The following is a 20,377-nucleotide window of genomic DNA, read 5'->3' as shown; positions in this document are numbered from 1 at the left end:
CGACCCGCACGATGGGGCACCACCCCGAGACACCACGAGAGATGGACACGATGCGCACCGCCGAGATCCGCCAGCGCTGGCTCGACTACTTCGAGGGCCGCGGCCACACCGTGGTGCCGTCGGCCCCGCTGATCTCGCCGGACCCGTCGACGCTGTTCGTCATCGCGGGCATGGTGCCGTTCATCCCGTACATGCTCGGCGAGCAGACGGCGCCCTGGCCGCGCGCGACGAGCGTGCAGAAGTGCGTGCGCACCCTCGACATCGAGGAGGTGGGCAAGACCACCCGCCACGGCACGTTCTTCCAGATGAACGGCAACTTCTCGTTCGGCGACTACTTCAAGGAAGGTGCGATCACCTACGCGTGGGAGCTGGTCACGGGCTCGCAGGAGACCGGTGGCTTCGGCTTCGACCCGGACTCCATCTGGGTCACGGTCTTCCACGACGACGACGAGGCGGCGGCGCTCTGGAAGCAGATCGCGGGTCTGCCGGACGAGCGCATCCAGCGGCGCGGCTGGAAGGACAACTATTGGTCGACCGGCGCGCGCGGCCCCGCGGGCCCGTGCTCGGAGATCTACGTGGACCGCGGGCCGGAGTTCGGCGCGGAGGGCGGCCCCGTCGTCGACGAGGACCGCTACCTCGAGATCTGGAACCTCGTCTTCATGCAGTACGAGCGCGGTGACGGAGGCGGCAAGGAGAACTTCCCGATCCTCGGCGAGCTCAAGCAGAAGAACATCGACACGGGCATGGGCCTCGAGCGCGTCGCGTACCTGCTGCAGGGCGTCGACAACCTGTACGAGATCGACGAGGTCTTCCCGGTCATCACGGGTGCGCAGGAGCTGTCCGGCAAGCGTTACGGCGCGGTCCAGGACGACGACGTCCGCATGCGGGTGGTCGCGGACCACGTCCGCAGCGCGCTCATGCTCATGGGCGACGGCGTCACCCCATCCAACGAGGGGCGGGGCTACGTGCTGCGCCGCCTGCTGCGCCGGTCGATCCGCGCCATGCGCCTGCTGGGCGTCGAGGACCTCGCGCTGCCCACCCTGCTCCCGCTGAGCAAGGACGCGATGAGCCCGAGCTACCCGGAAGCTCGCGACGAACTTCGACCGCATCAGCCAGGTGGCGTACGCGGAGGAGGACACGTTCCGTCGCACGCTCGCGGCGGGCACGACGATCCTCGACACGGCGGTGCAGGCGGCGAAGGCGACCACTGTGCCCGCAGGCTCCCCGGTGCTCACCGGCTCCCAGGCGTTCCAGCTGCACGACACCTACGGCTTCCCCATCGACCTGACGCTCGAGATGGCGGCGGAGCAGGGCGTGCAGGTCGACGAGACCGCGTTCCGCAGCCTGATGAAGGAGCAGCGCGAGCGCGCTCGTGCAGACGCGCTGGCCAAGCGCGCGGGTCGCGCGGACAACGCCGCGTACCAGGAGCTTCCACAGCACGCTGAGCAGCGCCACCGCCAAGCCGGTGCAGTTCGTGGGCTACACGGACTCCGTCGCGAAGTCCCGCGTGGTCGGCCTGCTGGTCGACGGCGTCCCCGCTCCGGCGGCGACGGCACCGGCCGACGTCGAGGTCGTGCTGGACGTGACCCCCTTCTACGCGGAGTCGGGCGGCCAGCTGGCCACACGGGCACGATCGTGCTCGACGGCGGCGCCCGCATAGAGGTCGACGACGTCCAGGCGCCGGTCAAGGGCCTGTCCGTGCACCACGGCCGGCTGGTCGACGGCACGGTGACGTTCGGCGAGTCGGCGACCGCGTCGATCGACGTCGACCGGCGACGCGCGATCGCGCGCGCCCATACGGCCACGCACCTCGTGCACAAGGCCCTGCACGAGTCCGTCGGCGAGAGCGCGACGCAGGCCGGCTCGCTGAACGCGCCCAGCCGGCTCCGGTTCGACTTCCGTTCGCCGTCGGCCACGCCGTCCCAGGTCGTCGCGGAGATCGAGGCGCGCGTGAACGAGCGGCTCCAGGACGACCTCGAGATCACAGACTCGGTCATGCCGATCGACGAGGCCCGCGGGCGCGGGGCGATGGCCCTGTTCGGCGAGAAGTACGGCAACGAGGTGCGCGTCGTGGACATCGGCGACGGCTGGTCCCTCGAGCTGTGCGCGGGCACGCACGTCAAGCGGTCCGGCGAGCTCGGGCTCGTCACGCTGCTGTCCGAGTCCGCCATCGGCTCGGGCGTGCGACGTGTCGATGCGCTCGTGGGCGCCGGGGCGTACGGGTACCAGGCGAAGGAGCGTGCCCTCGTCGGCCAGCTCTCGGGCCTGCTCGGCGCGCGCCCCGACGACTGTCCGAGCGGGTGTCCGGCCTGCTCAGCAGCTTCAAGGAGTCCGAGAAGGAGTCTGCCACGCTGCGCCAGGCGGCGCTGCTCGCGCAGGCCGGCTCGTTGGCGTCCGGAGCGCAGACCGTGGGGGAGACCCGGGTGGTCACCCACGACGCGGGCGACGTGGCGTCGAGCGACGAGTCTTCGGACCCTGGTCCTGGACGTGCGCTCGCGCCTCGGCGAGTCGGGCCCGTCGGTCGTCGCGGTCGGCGGGACCAGCAAGGGTCGGCCCGTCGTCGTCGTCGCGACCAACGCCGCGGCCCGGGAGCGGGGCGTCCGCGCGGGCGCGCTCGTGCGGACCGCGTCGACCATCCTCGGTGGGGGTGGCGGCGGCAAGGACGATCTGGCGCAGGGCGGCGGCACCGACCCCGACAGGCTCGCGGACGCGCTCGCCGCACTGGCCGGCGCGGCGAACGGCTGACGTGTCCGGTCGTCGCGACACACCCGATCCCGTGGTGCGGGGCGTCCGGCTCGCCGTCGACGTCGGCTCGGTCCGCGTCGGACTGGCCGCCAGCGACCCGGACGGGCTCCTCGCGACGCCCGTCGCCACGCTCGCCCGGGACTCCAGCGGCAAGGGTCGGCTCCCCTCGGACATCGCGTCACTGGTGGCAGAGGTGGGCGAACGACGTGTGGGTGTTGTGTACGTCGGGCTACCCAGACACTTGTCCGGGTCGGAAGGTTCCGCATCTCAGGCCGCTCGCGCGTACGCTGTCCAACTGGCGCAAGCCATCTCGCCGGTGACGGTGCGGATGGTCGACGAGCGGATGAGCACGGTGTCCGCCCATCAGGCGCTTCATGCGTCCGGCCGATCCGGACGCAGCCACCGCACGGTCGTCGACCAGGCGGCAGCGGTGGTGATCTTGCAGTCCGCGTTGGACGCGGAGAGTGCGACGGGGCGACGTCCCGGAGAGCGGGTCGTCGTCGATCCGCCCGAGCACCCTCCGGCGGCGCGCGGGGGGGCTGCGGGCGACGCACAGACGACGGTGGAGTGACGCGCACGTGAGCAATCAGACCGAATGGTGGGCCCCGGTTGAGCGAGGTGACGAGGTGACGTCCGACCTGTTCGGAGGCGAGCCCGGTGCTCCCGATCCTCGTCGTTCGTCCCGGTCCCGCGACCGGGCCAAGGAGCAGCGCGAGCGCAAGCGCCGTCGCCGCCGATCGGTCGGCGTCCTCGTGGTCGCCCTCGTGATGGTGCTCGGCGCCGGATACGTCGTCGTCGAGCTGATGGGTGGATTCTTCAACGGCGGTTCGGCCACCGCGGGCAACGTCGACGACTACCCCGGTCCGGGTCACGGCAGCGCCACCGTCGTGATCAAGCCCGGGGCGACCGGCGCCCAGATGGCCGCAAGCCTCGTCGACGCGGGCGTCGTGGCGAGCACCAAGGCGTTCAACCAGGCGTTCGCCGACAACCCGGGGAGCAGCAAGATCCAGCCCGGCACGTACAACATGCTGCTCGAGATGAAGTCGTCGGACGCCGTGACCGCGCTCCTGGAGCCCGCCAGCCGGGTCTCGTTCAAGGTCACCATCGCCGAGGGCCTGAACAAGGACCAGACGGTGGCCAAGATCAACGAGAAGACGTTGATCCCCGTCGCCGACCTGCAGGCAGCGATCGCCGATCCCGCCTCGATCGGCCTGCCGGCCGAGGCCGGCGGGAACGTCGAGGGCTGGCTGTTCCCGGCGACGTACGACGTGGAACCCGGTTCGAGCGCCGCGAGCGTGCTCAGCCAGATGACCGCTCAGACGATCAAGCAGCTCCAGGCCGAGGGCGTGCCGCAGGACCAGTGGGAGACCGTGCTCATCAAGGCGTCGATCGTGGAGCGCGAGGCCAAGCTTCCCGAGGACCGGCCCAAGGTCGCGCGTGGCATCGAGAACCGGCTCGCCCGGCAGATGCCGCTCGGCATCGACTCGACGACGGCGTACGGGCTCGGTGTGACCCGAGCGCCTACGGCCGCCGAGAACCACGACGCCAGCAACCCGTACAGCACGTACGTGCGCGTCGGGCTCCCGCCCGGCCCGATCGCGTCCCCGGGTACGGCGTCGATCGACGCCGTCATGAATCCCGCCGACGGGACCTGGCTGTTCTGGGTGACGGTCAACCCGGTCACGGGCGAGACGCTGTTCGCCGACACGCAGGACGAGCAGGACGCGAACATCCAGAAGCTGCGCGACTGGAACGCGGCGAACGGGAAGTGACGGCGGCCGCTCCGCGGCGAGCGGCAGTCCTGGGTCACCCGGTCGCGCACTCGCTGTCGCCCGCGCTGCACCGCGCTGCCTACGCGGCGCTCGGGCTCGACGCGTGGAGCTACGACGCGGTCGACGTGACCGAGGACGGGCTGCCGGGGTTCGTCGCTGGTCTCGACGAGACCTGGGCCGGGCTCAGCCTGACCATGCCCCTGAAGCAGACCGTGATCCCGCTGCTCGACCACGTCGAGCCGCTGGCGCAAGTGGTCGGCGCCGTGAACACCGTGCTGCTCCAGGGCGCCGGTGGGTCGCGCGTGCTCGTCGGCGCCAACACCGACGTGCACGGGCTGGTCGCGGCGCTGGGCGAGGGGCTGCACGGGCGTCCGGTGGTCACGGCGGCGGTCCTCGGCGCCGGCGCGACCGCGTCGTCGACGCTCGCGGCCCTGGCCCAGCTGGGGTGCGCCTCGCCGGTGGTCTACGTCCGCGCCCTGTCGCGGGCCGGTGCTCTGATGCGCGCCGCGCACCGGATGGGCGTCACGCCCGTCTTCCGGTCGCTCGACGCGGCCGCCGCCGAGGTCGGACGGGCGGACGTCGTCGTGTCGACGCTGCCCCCGCGCGCCGCGGACCCGCTGGCGGCCGAGCTCGCCGGGCCGGTCTCGGGCGTGCTGCTGGATGTCGCCTACGACCCCCGGCCGACGGCGCTGTCCGTCGCATGGGTCGCCGCCGGGGGAGTGAGTGTGGCGGGCGAGCGGATGCTGCTGCACCAGGCCGCGGAGCAGGTCCGGTTGATGACCGGGCACGCCGGACCGCTCGCCCCGATGTCCGCCGCGCTCGAGGACGGCCTGGGCGCCGGCTCCTGACTCGTCGTGGCTGAGGCGTCCCGACGCCGGTCCGGTGGGCACGCCCACCGAAACTCGCCCTTCGCGTTGCTCACCCGGCTACGGGTGGATGCCGATGGGTGGGTAGACCCGCGCTGCCACCCCGGCCGCGGCTCGATCGGAGGTACGCGCGTGAAGCAGCTCGGGGAGATCCTGCTCGACGAAGGGCTCGTGACCGAGGGCCAGCTGCTCGCGGCGCTCGACGAGACGATGGCCCGCGGGTCGTCCTTGGGTCGGACCTTGGTCGAGCTCGGTGTGCTCACCGAGGGCCAGCTGGTGAAGGCCCTGGCCGCGCAGGTCGGGATGCAGTTCATCGACCTGGACGACTACCCGGTCGACCGCACGGCCCTGAGCCTCGTGCCCGCCGCGCTCTGCCGCCGCTACACCGTCCTGCCCGTCGCCCTGGAGGGCGGCTCGATCGTGCTTGCCACGGCCGACCCCGGCAACGTCATGGCCGTCGACGACGTGCGTTCGATGGCGGGCATGCCGGTCATCTCGGTCGTCGCGACCCACGACAACCTCATGCGTGCGATCGACCGGTTCTGCCGCGCCGACGACGAGATGGAAGGCCTGTCGCAGGCGTTCGAGGACATCGACGTCGAGCCCGAGGCCGACCTGTCGAAGATGGGGGAGATCTCCGACGACGACGCGCCGATCGTGCGGTTCGTCAACCTTCTGGTGACCCAGGCGATCACCGACCGCGCGTCCGACATCCACATCGAGCCGTCCGAGCACGACCTGCGGGTCCGGTACCGCATCGACGGCGTGCTGCACGAGACCCAGCGCGCCCCCAAGCAGATCCAGAGCGGCGTCATCAGCCGCGTGAAGATCATGAGCGACATCGACATCGCCGAGCGCCGCAAGCCGCAGGACGGCCGCATGTCGGTGGTCCACAACGGCCGCAAGATCGACCTGCGCGTGGCCACGCTGCCGACGGTGTGGGGCGAGAAGATCGTCATGCGCATCCTCGACAACTCGACCGCGAGCCTGGACCTGCGCGACCTGTCCTTCCTCGAGTCCAACTACGAGGTCTACAGCGAGGCGTACACCAAGCCCTACGGGATGATCCTGGTCACCGGCCCGACGGGTTCGGGGAAGTCGACCACGCTGTATGCGACGCTCAACGCCGTCTCCAAGCCCGAGATCAACGTCATCACGGTCGAGGACCCGGTCGAGTACCGGCTCGACGGCATCAACCAGGTCCAGGTGAACGTCAAGGCCGGACTGACCTTCGCCGGTGCGCTCCGGTCGATCCTGCGGTCCGACCCGGACGTGGTCCTCCTGGGTGAGATCCGTGACCACGAGACCGCCCAGATCGCGATCGAGGCCGCGCTCACCGGTCACCTCGTCCTGTCGACGCTGCACACCAACGACGCGCCCTCCGCAGTCACGCGCCTGACCGAGATGGGCATCGAGCCGTTCCTCGTGGGCTCGGCGCTCGACTGCATCGTCGCCCAGCGCCTGGCCCGCCGGCTGTGCACCAAGTGCAAGGAGCCGTACCAGCCGACCCCGCAGGAGATGCTCGCTGCACGGTTCCCGTGGGTCGACGGCGAGCCGCTGCCGGGCTCTACACGCGACCGGTGGGCTGCGTGACGTGCTCGAAGACCGGCTACCGCGGCCGGCTCGCGCTGCACGAGGTCATGCGCGTGACCGAGGACATCGAACGTCACGCGGTCGCGCACTCCTCCTCGACGGACATCGCCGCGACCGCGCGCGCGCAGGGCATGATCCCGCTGCGCGACGACGGCTGGCAGAAGGTCGCCCTGGGTGACACGTCGATCGAGGAGATCCTGCGCGTCGTCGCGTAGGCCCGTGCACCCACCGAGGTGCGGCTATGTCTCAAGTCAGGCACCCGTCGGACCGATGAACGCTCCAGAACGACGTGCCGGTGGACTCATGTCCGTGTCGTCCCGCACCAGCCGAACACGTGGAGGAATGACGTGAGCGAGTCCTATCAGGCCCCTCTCGGGGAGCCCCAGCGGCAGCTGCCGCCCTACCGGCAGGCCGGCCCTCAGCCGCTCGGTGCCGACGCACCGGTCCTGCAGACCAGCTACTCGCCCATCCCGTCGCAGAGCGTCGTGCCCACCGGGCCGCCGCCACCGGTCGCCTCGCCGCCGTCGTACCAGCCGCCGGCGCAGGCTCCGTACGCTGGTGGGCCCCCGGCTCCGTACCAGGCGGCACCTCCGGCACCGCAGGCTCCTGTCCATGCCGCGCCGCAGGCTCCGTACCAGGCCTCGCCGACCGCTCCGACCACCTTCCTGCCGGCCCCGCAGCAGCCGAGCGAACCCCGCCCGGCACCGGTGGCCGCCGTGCCGTCGCCCCCGGCGCCCCCCGCACCGCCCACTCAGCGCGCGGCGGGACGCGACCGTGTGCCGCGCCGCGGGATGGGAGAGGACTCGCAGGAGGGCGACCTGCCCATCGACGCGATCCTGACGGAGATGGTCCGGGTCGGCGCCTCGGACGTCCACCTCACCACCGGCACGACGCCGATGGTCCGCATCTCGGGGTCCCTGCACCCGCTGGACGGCTTCGGCCAGGTCATGCCCGAGGGCCTGCGTCGCTCGCTCTATGCCTTCCTCACCCAGAAGCAGCGCGAGAAGTTCGAGGCCAACCTCGAGCTGGACCTGTCCTACGCCGTCCGCGGCCTGGCGCGGTTCCGGGTGAACATCTACCAGCAGCGCGAGTCGATCGGTGCGGCCTTCCGTGTCATCCCCTACGAGATCAAGCCGCTCGAGCAGCTCGGGGTGCCGGCCGTCGTCGGCACCTTCGCCGGGCTGCCCCGTGGTCTCGTCCTGGTGACCGGGCCCACCGGTTCCGGCAAGTCGACCACGCTCGCGTCGATCGTCGACCTGGCCAACCGCACCCGCCAGGACCACATCATGACGGTCGAGGACCCCATCGAGTTCCTGCACCGGCACAAGAAGTGCGTGGTCAACCAGCGTGAGGTCGGGCAGGACACGCACTCGTTCGCCAACGCGCTCAAGCACGTCCTGCGGCAGGACCCGGACATCATCCTGGTCGGCGAGATGCGCGACCTGGAGACGATCTCCGTGGCCCTGACGGCGGCCGAGACCGGTCACCTGGTGTTCGCCACGCTCCACACGCAGGACGCCGCCCAGACGGTCGACCGCGTGATCGACGTGTTCCCCGCGCACCAGCAGGCGCAGGTCCGCACGCAGCTGGCCGGCGCGCTCCAGGGCGTCGTCTGCCAGACGCTGGCCAAGCGCTCCGACTCGCCCGGTCGTGTGGTGGCCACCGAGGTGCTCACCGCCACCCCGGCCATCCGCAACCTGATCCGCGAGGGCAAGACGCACCAGATCTACTCGGCGATGCAGGCCGGTGCCAAGCAGGGCATGCACACGATGGACCAGCACCTCAGCGAGCTGGTCAAGACCGGGAAGATCACCTACGAGACCGGACTGGAGAAGTGCCACCACGTGGAGGACTTCAACCGTCTGACCGGCCGGTTCTCCGGCGGGTCGCAGGGCGCAGCCGGCCTGGGTGACCAGGCGAGCATGGGCGGGTCCTCGCACGGAAGCCAGACGCTCTGATGGCCGGCGGGACGAAGACGTACGAGTACGCCGTCCGGGACAAGTCGGGCAAGATCGCGAAGGGTCGCGTCGAGGCGCCCAACCAGGCGGCCGTGGCCAACCGGCTGCGGGAGATGGGCCTGGCCGCCGTCTCGATCTCCGAGGTCAGCACCGGTGGCTTCAACACCGAGCTCAGCATCCCCGGCTTCGGCGGCAACAAGATCTCGCTGAAGGACTTGGCGATCATGTCGCGCCAGCTGGCGACGATGATCGACTCGGGCCTCTCGCTTCTCCGCGCGCTGTCGATCCTGGCGGACCAGACAGAGTCGAAGGCGCTCGCCAAGGTCGTGGCGCAGGTCCGCAACGACGTCGAGGTCGGCACCGCCTTCTCGGTCGCGCTGAACAAGCACGCCGACGTCTTCCCGCCGCTGATGATCAACATGGTCAAGGCCGGCGAGGTCGGCGGTTTCCTCGACGAGACCCTCATCTCCGTGGCCAACAACTTCGAGGCCGAGGTCAAGCTTCCGCGGAAAGATCAAGTCCGCGATGACCTATCCGGTCGTGGTGTTCGTCGTGGCGATCCTGGCCACCACCGGCATGCTGCTGTTCATCGTGCCGGTCTTCGCCGGCATGTTCGCGTCCCTCGGCGGACAGCTGCCGCTGCCGACGAAGATCCTCATGTGGCTGTCCCAGTTCGTGAAGATCACGATCATCCCGTTCACCATCGCCCTCGTGATCTTCTCCGTCTGGTGGGGAAAGCACAAGAACGACCGCGGAATTCGCGAGCGCGTCGATCCCTGGAAGCTCAAGGTGCCCGTTTTCGGGCAATTGTTCCGAAAGATCGCGGTCTCCCGGTTCACGCGCAACTTCGGCACCATGCTGCACGCCGGCGTCCCTTTGCTGCAGGCCCTGGACATCGTCGGCGAGACCAGCGGCAACCTCGTGATCGAGAAGGCCGCCAGAGCCGTCCAGGAGTCCGTCAGGCGAGGCGAGTCTCTGGCTGGGCCCCTCTCCCAGCACCCCGTGTTCCCTCCGATGGTCGTGCAGATGATGGCGGTCGGTGAGGACACCGGCGCGCTGGACACGATGCTGGGCAAGGTCGCCGACTTCTACGACGACGAGGTCGAGGCGACCACCGAGCAGCTCACGAGCCTCATCGAGCCCCTCATGATCGTCGTCATCGGCGCGATCGTCGGATCCATGGTCATCGCCATGTACATGCCGATCTTCGGAATCTTCAACCTGATCAGCTGAGCATTGCTCCGCCCGAGTGAATTGGGGCGCAGAGGGAACCTCGGCTCAAGGTCAGGGCGCATCCGCCCGATACAGAAATTGCTCGACTGAACCGGCACCAGCCGGACTGAACGTGACACCGACATCCGCAACTCATTCTTAGGGGAGTCTGACCGTGATCGCTCGCATTCGTAAGTCCATGGACGAGAAGGACAAGGGATTCACCCTTATCGCTTCCTCGTCGTCATGATCATCATCGGGATCCTCGCGGCCATCGCGATCCCCGTCTTTCTGAACCAGCGCAAGAAGGCTCAGGACACGGCCGCGACGTCCGACGTCTCGACCCTCGGCAAGGAGGTCGCCACGTACTACGTCGACGCGACCGCCCCGCTGGCGGGTGCCGGCGGCGTCGCGCTCGACTCGGCGGGTGCCCGTTACCTCGTCGCCACGAACGACGTGGGCAAGGCGTCCAACATCACGCCGGTCGTCACGTACAAGGAGCCGAGCCCGACCGACACCACCGCGGACTCGACCGGCTGGTGCGTCCAGATCGCGTACAGCGGCGGCACCAAGAGCGTCGTCTCGTACTCGGCCGCGAACGGTCTGACCAAGGGCGTTGCCTGCCCGTGATGCGAGCAGCCGCGACCTCGTCGCGGTAGGTACGTCGGAGGGGCGGGTGGCACAGGCCCCCGCCCCTCCGTCGTACGGCTGGACCCCAGATGGACTCGCACGACCGCGAACGGAGAGCCGATGATGCGCCGAGCACTACGGCATGCAGGGCAGGACGCCTCGGAGCAGGGCACGACGCTGATCGAGCTCGTCATCGCGATGGTGATCCTCGGCTCGATGGCGATCGCGGTCATCGGCATCATCATGAACACGCAGGCACAGGGCGTCCGGAACCGTGACCGGATCGCCGCCGCGAACCTCGCGGCCCGTGAGATCGACCTCGTGCGCGAGCAGTTCGGCGCGACGGACTCCGGCCCGGTCGACCTGGCCAACGCCGGCCTGGTCGTCAACCCGAACCCCCTCGTCGGCGGCACCGCCGGGCAGCCCCTCGTCGTCGACGGCACCCGGTACACGGTGAGCCGCAGCTCCGCGTGGAACATCACCGGCACGGGAGCATCCGCGTGCGAGGGCGGATCGCTCGTCGCCTATCCCAGCCTCGGCGTGAACGTGACGGTCACCTGGGCCCACATGGGCTCCGTCAAGCCCGTCACCAACAACGCCTCGTTCGCCCCCGACAAGGACACCGGCGTCTCGACCCTGGACTCGTTCATCGCCGCGAAGGTCGTCGACCAGGACGCGGCACCCCTCTCGGGGATCCAGGTGACGGCGACCGGCACCGCGGTGACCAGCGCGTTCACCGACTCGACAGGGTGCGCGGTCATCCGCGTGACCCCGGCGGCGGCGGGCACGACGTACGTCGTCAAGGTCAACAACAGCTCGTACGTGGACATCTCCGGCAACGTGAACCCGTCCAAGAGCACGGGGCCTCTGCTGCCGAGCAAGATCTACTCCGGCGCCAGCTTCGCGGTCGGCAAGGCAGGCTCGGTCACGCTGCACCTGGTGCGGAGCGACGGGGGAGCGCTCAGCGACGCCCAGGTCAACGGGTCCTCGGTCAGCCTCGTCGCCTCGCAGTACTCGGGCGCGAGCGGCCAGTCCACCCGGACCGTCACGGGTGTGACCACCGTCCTGTCCGGGATGTACCCCACGACCTACGGCGGTTTCTTCGGCGCCGTCGCGCCGGCCGGCGGGTACTCGGTCAGCAAGCTGACCGCCGGCGGCTCGGTGACCCTCGACATCCCCTTCGAGATGGCGCACATCGGCGTGGTGAACCTCCCCGCCGGTACCACCAAGGTGGTGGCGGTCCCCGCGGGCACCGCGACCACGTGCCCGGCCGCCTCCGGGTTCGCCGCGTCGGGTACCGAGGCGTCGTTCGACCTCATGCCCGGCGCCTATGACCTCTACGCCATCGGCTCGAACTTCGCCTGCTCACCCGGTCCGAAGGCCGTCGCCTACGGGTCGGGCGACAACGACGACACCACCTGGGGGAGCACGATGCTCCAGCTGCAGAGCGTCCCGGGCGGCGGCAGCGTCTGGATGGTCGAGAAGAAGGCGTCCGGACTGGGCGCCACCCCGTCGACCTGCCCGGCGATCGCCTCGCCGCCCGCGATCAACGTGGACGCGGCCAGGACCGCACCGATGGCCATCCCGGCCGGCGACTACTACGTCTGGCAGACGAACGGCGCGTCCAACGGCACGTGCGTGCTCTTCCCCACCGCGATCAACTCGTTCACCGTCCCGTACGGGGTCACGACGTTGAAGGCCTTCCCGACGACGTACGCCACGCTCGCGGTGAGCGGGCTGAGCAACTCCCGGTACGTCGTCTGGAGCACCTCGTCGACCACCTGCACGACCACGACGGCGACGCCGACCCCGACGCTCGGCGTGCAGGGACCGACGACGACCAGCAACTCGACGCTGAGCATCCAGGCACCTCGCCCGCTCACCGCCCCGAACACGACGTACTACGCCTACGTGTGGAACAAGAGCTCGGGCGGCAACGCCTGCACCTCGATCGGCACGTACGCCGTCGGTCCGTCGTCCGGCACGCTGACCAAGACGTCCTCGGACGCACCCACGGCGGTGAAGGGACCATGATCACCACGATCCGTCGACGTCTGGGCGACCGCGACCGCGGTACCTCGCTGGTCGAGATGCTCATGACGATGATCATCTTCGGGATCGTCATCGCAGCGACGGCCTCCCTGACGATCGGGTTCGCCCGGACCAACGGACAGAGCGTGAGCCGGCAGGACCAGATCGACGTCGCGCGCACCACCGTGGAGACGGTCTCCAAGAAGCTGCGCACGGCGGTCATGCCCAGTCAGCTGACGTCGACGTGCACGTTGTGCACGCAGGACGCGTTCGTCGTCGGCAAGGACTACTCCGTGCAGTTCTACGCGAACATCAACAACCCGGGGAACACCGTCGGGCCCAGCCGCGTGACGTACGCGATCACGGCGACCGGGACCGGTGTCGGGACCCTGGTCGAGAAGGTGCAGACGCCCGACTCGAACGTACCGACGTCGTCGGGCTACGTGTACTGCGACGCCGAGGCGTCCGGTGCGACGTCTCTGTGCAAGGCGCGGCTGAACACCCAGACGCTCGCGAGGGGGGTCCAGACGGCGACGGGGACGCCGATGTTCGCCTACTACGACGGCGCGGGCACGCGCCTGTTGCCGGCGTCCGGCGCCTCACTCTCGGCGACCGACCTGTCTCACGTCCTCGCAATCGAGCTCGACGGTCACGGTGCAGGCCCAGAACACCACCCGCGTCAGACCCACCACCTATATCCAGCGACTGACCCTGCCGAACGCGCAGGCGATCTTGCGCCAGGAGGATGACGGCTCGTGATCCGCTCCAGGTTCGCTCCCGCCCCGGACGAGGACGAAGGCTTCGCCCTGGTCTTCGTCGTGGGCACGATGCTCATCCTCGCGATGCTCGCCCTGACGGCGCTCGCCTACTCGCTGTCGAGCCAGAAGTTCGCGCGATACGACCAGGACTTCTCCGGGTCGATGACCGCTGCGCAGTCCGGTGTCGACGACTTCATCTCGCGCCTGAACCGGGACGACACGTACTACAAGACCATCGACTGCACGAACCTCGCCCTCAAGGGTCCGGGCGTCACGGGCAACACGTGCGGCTGGACCAACGCCACCCCGATGGGGTGGCTCCCGGTGAAGGCGGGCACCACCGACCCCAGGGCGGCGTACTTCCACTACTCCCTGGACGCCTCGAAGGCAGGCACCGACGGCACGGTCACGCTCACGGTGACGGGCCGCATCAACGGTAGGTACCGGACCGTCGAGGCCGCCGTCGGCAAGGGTGGGTCGACCGACTACGTCTACTACACCGACTTCGAGTCCGCCGACCCGTCGAACGTCCAGGCCTACCCCTCAGCGCCCTCCGCCGCCTGCGGCGGCACCGGGTACGCCAACGCGCAGTACTGGTGGGAAGGCCGCAACAACGCGTCCTGCGTCGAGATCACGTTCGTCGCCGGGGACACGCTCGACGGCTCGGTCTTCTCCAACGACTCGGTCCTGGCGAGCGGCCCGACGTTCACCAACGGGTTCACGACGGCCAACCCGGAGTGCAACGCGGCCACGGTCACGTCGACCCAGAGCACCTGGAAGTACTGCCTGCGCAAGCAGAACAGCGGCAGCTACTCGACGGCGAACTTCAACGGCGTCAAGCCCCAGTACTCGACCAACGGGCCGCTGTACCTCGACGACACGTCGGCGGCCTTCGCGGGATATCCGGGCTGCCACTACCACGGATCGACCCGGATCGTCTTCAACTCCAACGGGACGATGACGGTGTGGAGCAAGTCCGTCAACAACGGCGGCGTCGCGCCCACGTCGATCGCGCCTCCCGGCGGCTCGGCACCGAACTGCGGGCTCGTCAGCGATCTGAACAATGCCGCGGGTGCGAACGTCCCGGTGCCCGACAACATGGTCATCTACGCGTCCGGCGACACGTCCGGCCTGGCGCACACGAGATGCGACGCCGGTCAGATCGGTGGACCCTCCGGCTCGACGCTGCCGCTCGGCACCTACACGGGCGCGGTCGCCGCCGCCAAGCCGACGGCCAACAACCAGTCCTACACGTACGACCTCACCTCGACCGAGACCACGAAGTACTGCCAGGAGGGCAACCTCTACGTGCAGGGCGTCCTGAAGGGCCGGACGACGCTGGCGGCCGAGCAGTCCGTCGTCGCGACCGGCGACATGGTGCTCGCGGGCGGCCTCAACGGCCCGGACATGCTCGGCATGGTCGCCACGAACTCGGTGGAGGTCTACCACCCCTGGATGGTGAAGGTCGCCGGCCCGACGAGCGGGTGCCCGAGCACCAGCTGCAAGTGGGCGACGACCACGACCGACGTCGGCGAGGTCAGCGGCTGGCCGGTCCAGTACGCCGACCCGACCGGTGCCGTCGTCGTCAACGGTGTCGACATCATGGGGTCGATCCAGACGCTCCAGCACTCGTTCTACGTGCAGCAGTACGCCAAGGGCTCCGGTCAGGGACTGCTGCAGGTCAACGGATCGATCGCCCAGCGCTGGCGTGGCATCGTCGGGACGGGCACCGGTGCGACGGGCTACCTGAAGAACTACGTGTACGACAGCCGACTGAAGTACGCCGCGCCGCCGTACTTCCCACGCTGGGTGAACGCCCAGTGGTCGCAGCGGTACTTCGGTGAGGTCAACACGCCGAAGGCGAACCGCACCTGATCCGAACGGAACGAGCGCCGGAAGGGGCGTTCGACTCAGGAAGTGCCGCCGACGCGCCGATCATCCTCTAGGACCTTGCTGCACACCTGGAGAAGGACGACGCGATGACGACTGACCGACTGCTCGAGCCAGAGACCGCAGCCCTGTGACGGGGATCCTGGTGGTCCTCGCCGGGGTCGTCGGCCTGGTGATCGGCTCGTTCCTCAACGTGGTGGTGTGGCGGGTGCCACGCGGCGAGTCCGTGGTGCACCCGCCCAGCGCCTGCCCCAGGTGTGGGCACGCGATCCGGTCGCGCGACAACGTCCCGGTCGTGTCGTGGCTCGTCCTGCGCGGCCGGTGCCGTGACTGCGGGAACCCCATCTCGGCCCGGTACCCGCTCGTCGAGGCCGGCACGGGCGTGCTGTTCGCGCTCACGGCGTGGTTCACCGGGCCGAGCTGGGTCCTGCCGGCGTTGCTGTACCTGGCGGCGATCTCGGTCGCCCTGGCGCTCATCGACCTCGAGACCCATCGGCTTCCGGACGCGATCGTGCTCCCGTCCTACGGCGTCGCCCTCGCCCTCTTGGCGCTGGCGAGCTGGAACCCCGGAGGAGAGGCCGACTGGACCGCCCTCGGACGTGCGCTGATCGGTGGCGTCGCGATGTTCCTCGTCTACTTCCTGCTCGTCCTGGTGTACCCCCGCGGGATGGGCTTCGGCGACGTGAAGCTCGCCGGTGTGCTCGGCCTCTACCTGGGCTGGTTCGGCTGGGGCGCCTTGGCCATCGGGTGGTTCAGCGCCTTCCTGCTGGGCGGCATCTTCTCGTTGGCCCTCGTCGTGCTCGGGCGAGCGGGTCGAAAGTCCGGCATCCCGTTCGGCCCGTGGATGCTCCTCGGCGCGGCCGTGGGCATCGTCGCCGGCGAGCCCGTGTGGTCCTGGTACCTCTCCATCATGTGAGCGCCGCCCGGGCGCCATCCGTTGCCCCGGAGTGCTCAAGTCGGGACGTGTCGGTCCCGATAGCACGAAAGAACCTCATCTGAGCGCGTCGGAAGGACCCTCGTGGCTACCACTCGTGTCATCGGGCTGGACATCGGTTCGTCGTGCGTACGTGCGGCGAAGCTCGAGTTCAGCGGCGGCGGGCCGGCCGGCAAGCAGCCGCCGATCCTCGTCCGCTACGGACAGGTCGCCCTGCCGCTCGGGGCGGTGCGCGACGGCGAGGTCGTCCAGCCGGAGACGGTCTCGAGCGCTCTGCGCCAGCTGTGGGCGCAGGCCAAGTTCGAGTCGAAGGACGTCGTGATCGGCGTCGGCAACCAGCGGGTCATCGTGCGCGAGCTCGATCTGCCCTGGATGCCGCTCGCGCAGCTGAAGGCGTCGCTGCCCTACCAGGTCAGTGAGCTGCTGCCGATGTCGACGGACGATGCGCTTCTCGACTACTTCCCGACCGCCGAGTTCGACGGCCCTCAAGGGCGCACCGTGAACGGCATGCTCGTCGCCGCCCAACGCGACACGGTCAACGCGAACGTGATCGCCGTCGAGGGTGCCGGTCTGCGGCCGACGATGGTGGACCTGAACGCGTTCGCGCTGCACCGGGCGCTCGCCCGTGGCGAGCTGGCTCAGACCACCGCCGCCTTCGTGGACATCGGCGCGACGATCACGACGGTCGTCATCTCCGCGCACGGCTCGCCACGCCTGGTGCGTTCCCTGCCCTCGGGCGGCCAGAACGTGACCGCGGCCGTGGCGAGCGCACTCGGCGTCTCCGCGCAGGAGGCCGAGGCGATCAAGCGCGAGGTCGGCATCGGGTTCTCGGTGGCGCCCGAGCGGGCAGAGGCCGCGGAGGCCATCAGCACCGTGGTCCGCGCACTCGTCGAGTCCGTACGCAACACCTTCGTCTACTACGCGAGCAACAACCCGGGTGCCGGCATCGACGTGTGCGTGCTCACGGGTGGCGGGTCGCACCTGCCGGGGCTCGGGCAGTACCTGTCGAGCGCGAGCCGGCTCGCCGTCACGCTCGGCGACCCGCTGGTCGGGCTCCGGTCCGCCAAGACCGCGCAGCGCGGCGCTCTCAACGGCCTCGAGTCGTTCATCGCCCTCCCCGTCGGACTCGCCTACGGAGTTGCAGCATGACCACAGTCACCGACCGCCCCAGGTCGCGATCGTCAGCCGCCTCGGTCCTGAACGGCTCCCTGCCGCAGGTGAACCTGCTGCCCCCTGAGGTGCGCGCCGCCCGCGGGCTGCAGCGCACGAAGCGCTGGCTCCTCGTGAGCCTCGGCGTGACCGTCGTGGTGTGTGCCGGCGCTCTCGGCCTGTCTCTCATCTCGTCGGCCACGGCGAAGTCCGAGCTGAGCGATGCGCAGAACGAGACGTCGCGGCTGAACGCCGAGCAGGCCAAGTACGCCGAGGTGCCGCAGGTGCTCGGTGCGCTGAGCTGGCCACGAGCGCACGTGCCCTGGGCATGTCCACCGAGGTCCAGTGGAAGCCCTACCTGGACGCCATCACCGCCGTGCTCCCGGCCGGCGTCAGCATCGACTCGTGGGGGATGAGCGGGGCGACGCCCATGGTGCTCGCGCCGCCGCCCACCGACCCGCTGCAGCAGGCGAGCGTCGGGCAGGTCACGTTCACCGCCCGTTCCCTGACGGTGCCGGACAGCTCTGCGATGGTCGACGCGCTCAACTCCATCCCCGGCTTCCAGGACGCCTGGGTGTCCAGCGTCAGCGTCGGCGATGGCGAGGGCGGCGCCTACTTCACGGTCTCCGCGACGGTCCAGGTCTCCGACGCCGCGTACTCGAAGCGATTCACCAGCACCGACGGGAAGAACTGAGATGGCCGGCGCCAAGAAGAGCACCTGGATCGGCGGAACCGCCTTCGCGGCCGTCCTCATCATGGCCGCCGCGTGGTTCGTCCTGATCTCGCCGCAGCTCGCCAACGCGTCGGAGACCCGCTCGGAGGCCGAGCAGACGAGGCAGCAGAACGAGGTCCTCGCGATGCAGGTCTCGCAGCTCAAGGCCGAGTTCGCCAAGCTGCCCGACTACAAGGCGCAGCTCGCGGTGATCCAGCAGCAGATCCCGACGGACGCGATGCTCTCCGACTACCTGCGGCAGCTCGACCAGATCGCGCTCGCGCACAGCGTGACGATCACGTCGATCACCCCGTCGTCACCGACCGTCGTCATTCCGGCATCCGCGCCTGTCACGGCGGCACCGGCACCTGCCACGGACGGCAGCGCCGCGACGAACGGGACGGCTGCCGCGACCGACGGGACGGCGGCCCCGGCCGCGCCCGCTGCGCCGGCAACCGGCGCCCCGACAGGCTTCACGTCGATCCAGTTCTCGATCGACGCGACGGGGAGCTACGACAACACGCTCGCGTTCATGAACGACCTGCAGAACGGGACGGCCCGGCTGTTCCTGGTGACGGGCTTCACCGGCACCGCGCTCCAGGCGGCTCCGTCGAGCGCCGGGAAGCCGGCGATCAACGACGGCGACCAGGACCTGATCGTCACCGGGTACACCTACGTGCTGCCCGATGCGCTGGCCGTGCCCGCCCCGGTCGACCCGAACGCCGCGACGCCCCCTCTCCCGGGCGCTGTGCCCGGGAAGAACCCGATGGTCAAGGTCTCGGGCTGAGCCGACCGGAACCGTCGGAACGGTCCACCCCCCGGGCAGCGGCCCGGGGGGTGGACCGCGTCATGGGAGGATCGCCGAATGCTTCGTTGGTTGACGTCGGGTGAGTCGCACGGCCCCGCGCTCGTCGGGATCCTCGAGGGCGTGCCCGCCGGGATCGAGATCCGCACGTCGGACGTGCAGGCCGCGCTGGCTCGTCGTCGGCTGGGTCATGGGCGTGGCGCCCGGATGAAGTTCGAGCAGGACGAGGTCCGGCTCCTCGCAGGCGTTCGGCACGGCATCACGCAGGGCGGCCCGGTCGCCATCGAGATCGGCAACACGGAGTGGCCCAAGTGGGTCGACGTCATGTCCGCGGACCCCGTCGACGACGTGGAGGCGCTCGGTCGCGCCCGCAACGCGCCCCTCACGCGTCCCAGGCCCGGCCACGCGGATCTGGTCGGCATGCGCAAGTACGGCTTCGACGACGCGCGTCCGGTGCTGGAGCGTGCCAGCGCCCGGGAGACGGCCACCCGCGTCGCGCTCGGCACCGTCGCGGCCAGGCTGCTGGAGCAGTCGGCGGGGATCCGGCTCGTGTCCCACGTCGTCGGGATCGGCGAGATCGAGGTCCCCGAGACCGCGGCGCTGCCGACGCCGGACGACGTCGCGGCCCTGGACGCTGACCCGGTCCGGTGCTTCGACGCGGCGTCGTCCGCTGCGATGGTCGCCGAGATCGACGAGTGCCACCGCGACGGAGACACGCTCGGCGGCGTGGTGGAGGTCCTGGTGTACGGCGTGCCGTCGGGCCTCGGCTCCTACGTGCACAGCGACCGGCGCCTCGACGCGCGCCTCGCGGCCGCGCTCATGGGGATCCAGGCGATCAAGGGCGTCGAGGTCGGGGACGGCTTCCGTACGGCGCGGCGTCGCGGCTCGCAGGCGCACGACGAGATGGAGCGCGACGCGACGGGCCGGATCGTCCGCCGCTCGAACCGGGCAGGCGGCCTCGAGGGAGGCATGTCCAACGGCGAGATCCTGCGGGTCAGGGCGGCGATGAAGCCGATCTCGACCGTGCCGCGTGCACTGGCGACCGTCGACACCGCCACCGGTGAGGCCGCGAAGGCGCAGCACCAGCGGTCGGACGTGTGCGCCGTGCCGCCGGCGGCTGTCGTCGCCGAGGCCATGGTCGCGCTCGTGGTCGCGGACGCCCTGCTCGAGAAGACCGGCGGCGACTCGCTGGCGGAGGTGCGCCGCAACCTCGAGGCGTACCTCGCCGCCATCCCCACGCTCCTCGTCTAGGGCGTTCGCTCAACTGCGGCGCCCCGGATGCCGACTCCTTGAGTGTCGTCGTCCGAACGAGAGGCCCGCGC

The 20,377-nt window shown here is 70.0% G+C and carries 13 protein-coding genes and 3 pseudogenes; all 16 read left to right on the top strand.

Annotated elements, in window-relative coordinates:
* Positions 1–50 precede the first annotated feature (50 nt).
* The 16 genes and pseudogenes from alaS (at position 51) to aroC (ending at position 20,306) form a co-directional block, all read left to right on the top strand.
* A pseudogene (gene alaS, locus AC38ZX_RS11155) lies at positions 51–2,745 on the top strand (alanine--tRNA ligase).
* Positions 2,746–2,776: 31 nt separating this feature from the next.
* On the top strand, positions 2,777–3,316 hold the full coding sequence (gene ruvX, locus AC38ZX_RS11150) for a Holliday junction resolvase RuvX (RefSeq protein WP_426592059.1): 540 nt from the start codon (positions 2,777–2,779) through the stop codon (positions 3,314–3,316).
* A 55-nt stretch (positions 3,317–3,371) separates the two neighbouring features.
* A complete protein-coding gene (gene mltG, locus AC38ZX_RS11145; protein ID WP_491294136.1) occupies positions 3,372–4,517 on the top strand; it encodes an endolytic transglycosylase MltG in 1,146 nt (381 codons plus the stop codon).
* Positions 4,514–5,365 (top strand): shikimate dehydrogenase, encoded by an 852-nt coding sequence (locus AC38ZX_RS11140; RefSeq protein WP_426592057.1) that lies wholly within the window; start codon positions 4,514–4,516, stop codon positions 5,363–5,365. The genes mltG and AC38ZX_RS11140 overlap by 4 nt, the downstream gene beginning before the upstream one ends.
* Before the next feature lie 150 nt (positions 5,366–5,515).
* Positions 5,516–7,191: pseudogene (locus tag AC38ZX_RS11135) on the top strand (GspE/PulE family protein).
* A gap of 132 nt (positions 7,192–7,323) precedes the next feature.
* Positions 7,324–8,934, top strand: coding sequence for a type IV pilus twitching motility protein PilT (locus AC38ZX_RS11130; protein WP_426592055.1), 1,611 nt, complete (start codon positions 7,324–7,326; stop codon positions 8,932–8,934).
* Positions 8,934–10,167: pseudogene (locus AC38ZX_RS11125) on the top strand (type II secretion system F family protein). The gene AC38ZX_RS11130 and the pseudogene AC38ZX_RS11125 overlap by 1 nt, the downstream one beginning before the upstream one ends.
* A 225-nt stretch (positions 10,168–10,392) precedes the next feature.
* Positions 10,393–10,776, top strand: a complete 384-nt coding sequence (locus AC38ZX_RS11120) for a type II secretion system protein (protein WP_491294133.1) — start codon at positions 10,393–10,395, stop codon at positions 10,774–10,776.
* A 120-nt stretch (positions 10,777–10,896) separates the two neighbouring features.
* Positions 10,897–12,810: a PulJ/GspJ family protein gene (locus AC38ZX_RS11115; protein WP_491294131.1), complete on the top strand. Its 1,914-nt coding sequence runs from the start codon at positions 10,897–10,899 to the stop codon at positions 12,808–12,810.
* Positions 12,807–13,556, top strand: a complete 750-nt coding sequence (locus tag AC38ZX_RS11110) for a PilW family protein (RefSeq protein ID WP_491294129.1) — start codon at positions 12,807–12,809, stop codon at positions 13,554–13,556. The genes AC38ZX_RS11115 and AC38ZX_RS11110 overlap by 4 nt, the downstream gene beginning before the upstream one ends.
* A 6-nt stretch (positions 13,557–13,562) precedes the next feature.
* A complete protein-coding gene (locus AC38ZX_RS11105) occupies positions 13,563–15,440 on the top strand; it encodes a hypothetical protein (RefSeq protein ID WP_491294127.1) in 1,878 nt (625 codons plus the stop codon).
* A 145-nt stretch (positions 15,441–15,585) separates the two neighbouring features.
* Complete coding sequence (locus AC38ZX_RS11100) at positions 15,586–16,371, top strand: prepilin peptidase (protein WP_426592049.1); 786 nt, start codon at positions 15,586–15,588, stop codon at positions 16,369–16,371.
* A 102-nt stretch (positions 16,372–16,473) separates the two neighbouring features.
* Positions 16,474–17,538, top strand: coding sequence for a type IV pilus assembly protein PilM (gene pilM / locus AC38ZX_RS11095; protein WP_491294125.1), 1,065 nt, complete (start codon positions 16,474–16,476; stop codon positions 17,536–17,538).
* A gap of 328 nt (positions 17,539–17,866) precedes the next feature.
* Positions 17,867–18,232, top strand: coding sequence for a hypothetical protein (locus tag AC38ZX_RS11090; RefSeq protein WP_491294124.1), 366 nt, complete (start codon positions 17,867–17,869; stop codon positions 18,230–18,232).
* Between the two features lies 1 nt (position 18,233).
* Positions 18,234–19,037: a hypothetical protein gene (locus tag AC38ZX_RS11085; protein WP_491294121.1), complete on the top strand. Its 804-nt coding sequence runs from the start codon at positions 18,234–18,236 to the stop codon at positions 19,035–19,037.
* 78 nt (positions 19,038–19,115) lie between these two features.
* Complete coding sequence (gene aroC, locus AC38ZX_RS11080; RefSeq protein WP_491294118.1) at positions 19,116–20,306, top strand: chorismate synthase; 1,191 nt, start codon at positions 19,116–19,118, stop codon at positions 20,304–20,306.
* Positions 20,307–20,377: the final 71 nt, after the last annotated feature.

It is taken from the genome of Cellulomonas sp. McL0606 (assembly GCF_058248365.1).
Note: the sequence above shows the minus strand (reverse complement) of the source record. Positions and strands in the feature narration are given on the sequence as shown.

Bases quoted from the DNA above. Each gene is read 5' to 3' on its own strand.
- aroC (WP_491294118.1), top strand. From the start codon at position 19,116: ATGCTTCGTTGGTTGACGTCGGGTGAGTCGCACGGCCCCGCGCTCGTC.
- AC38ZX_RS11115 (WP_491294131.1), top strand. From the start codon at position 10,897: ATGATGCGCCGAGCACTACGGCATGCAGGGCAGGACGCCTCGGAGCAG.
- AC38ZX_RS11090 (WP_491294124.1), top strand. From the start codon at position 17,867: ATGTCCACCGAGGTCCAGTGGAAGCCCTACCTGGACGCCATCACCGCC.
- AC38ZX_RS11120 (WP_491294133.1), top strand. From the start codon at position 10,393: ATGATCATCATCGGGATCCTCGCGGCCATCGCGATCCCCGTCTTTCTG.
- AC38ZX_RS11085 (WP_491294121.1), top strand. From the start codon at position 18,234: ATGGCCGGCGCCAAGAAGAGCACCTGGATCGGCGGAACCGCCTTCGCG.
- AC38ZX_RS11110 (WP_491294129.1), top strand. From the start codon at position 12,807: ATGATCACCACGATCCGTCGACGTCTGGGCGACCGCGACCGCGGTACC.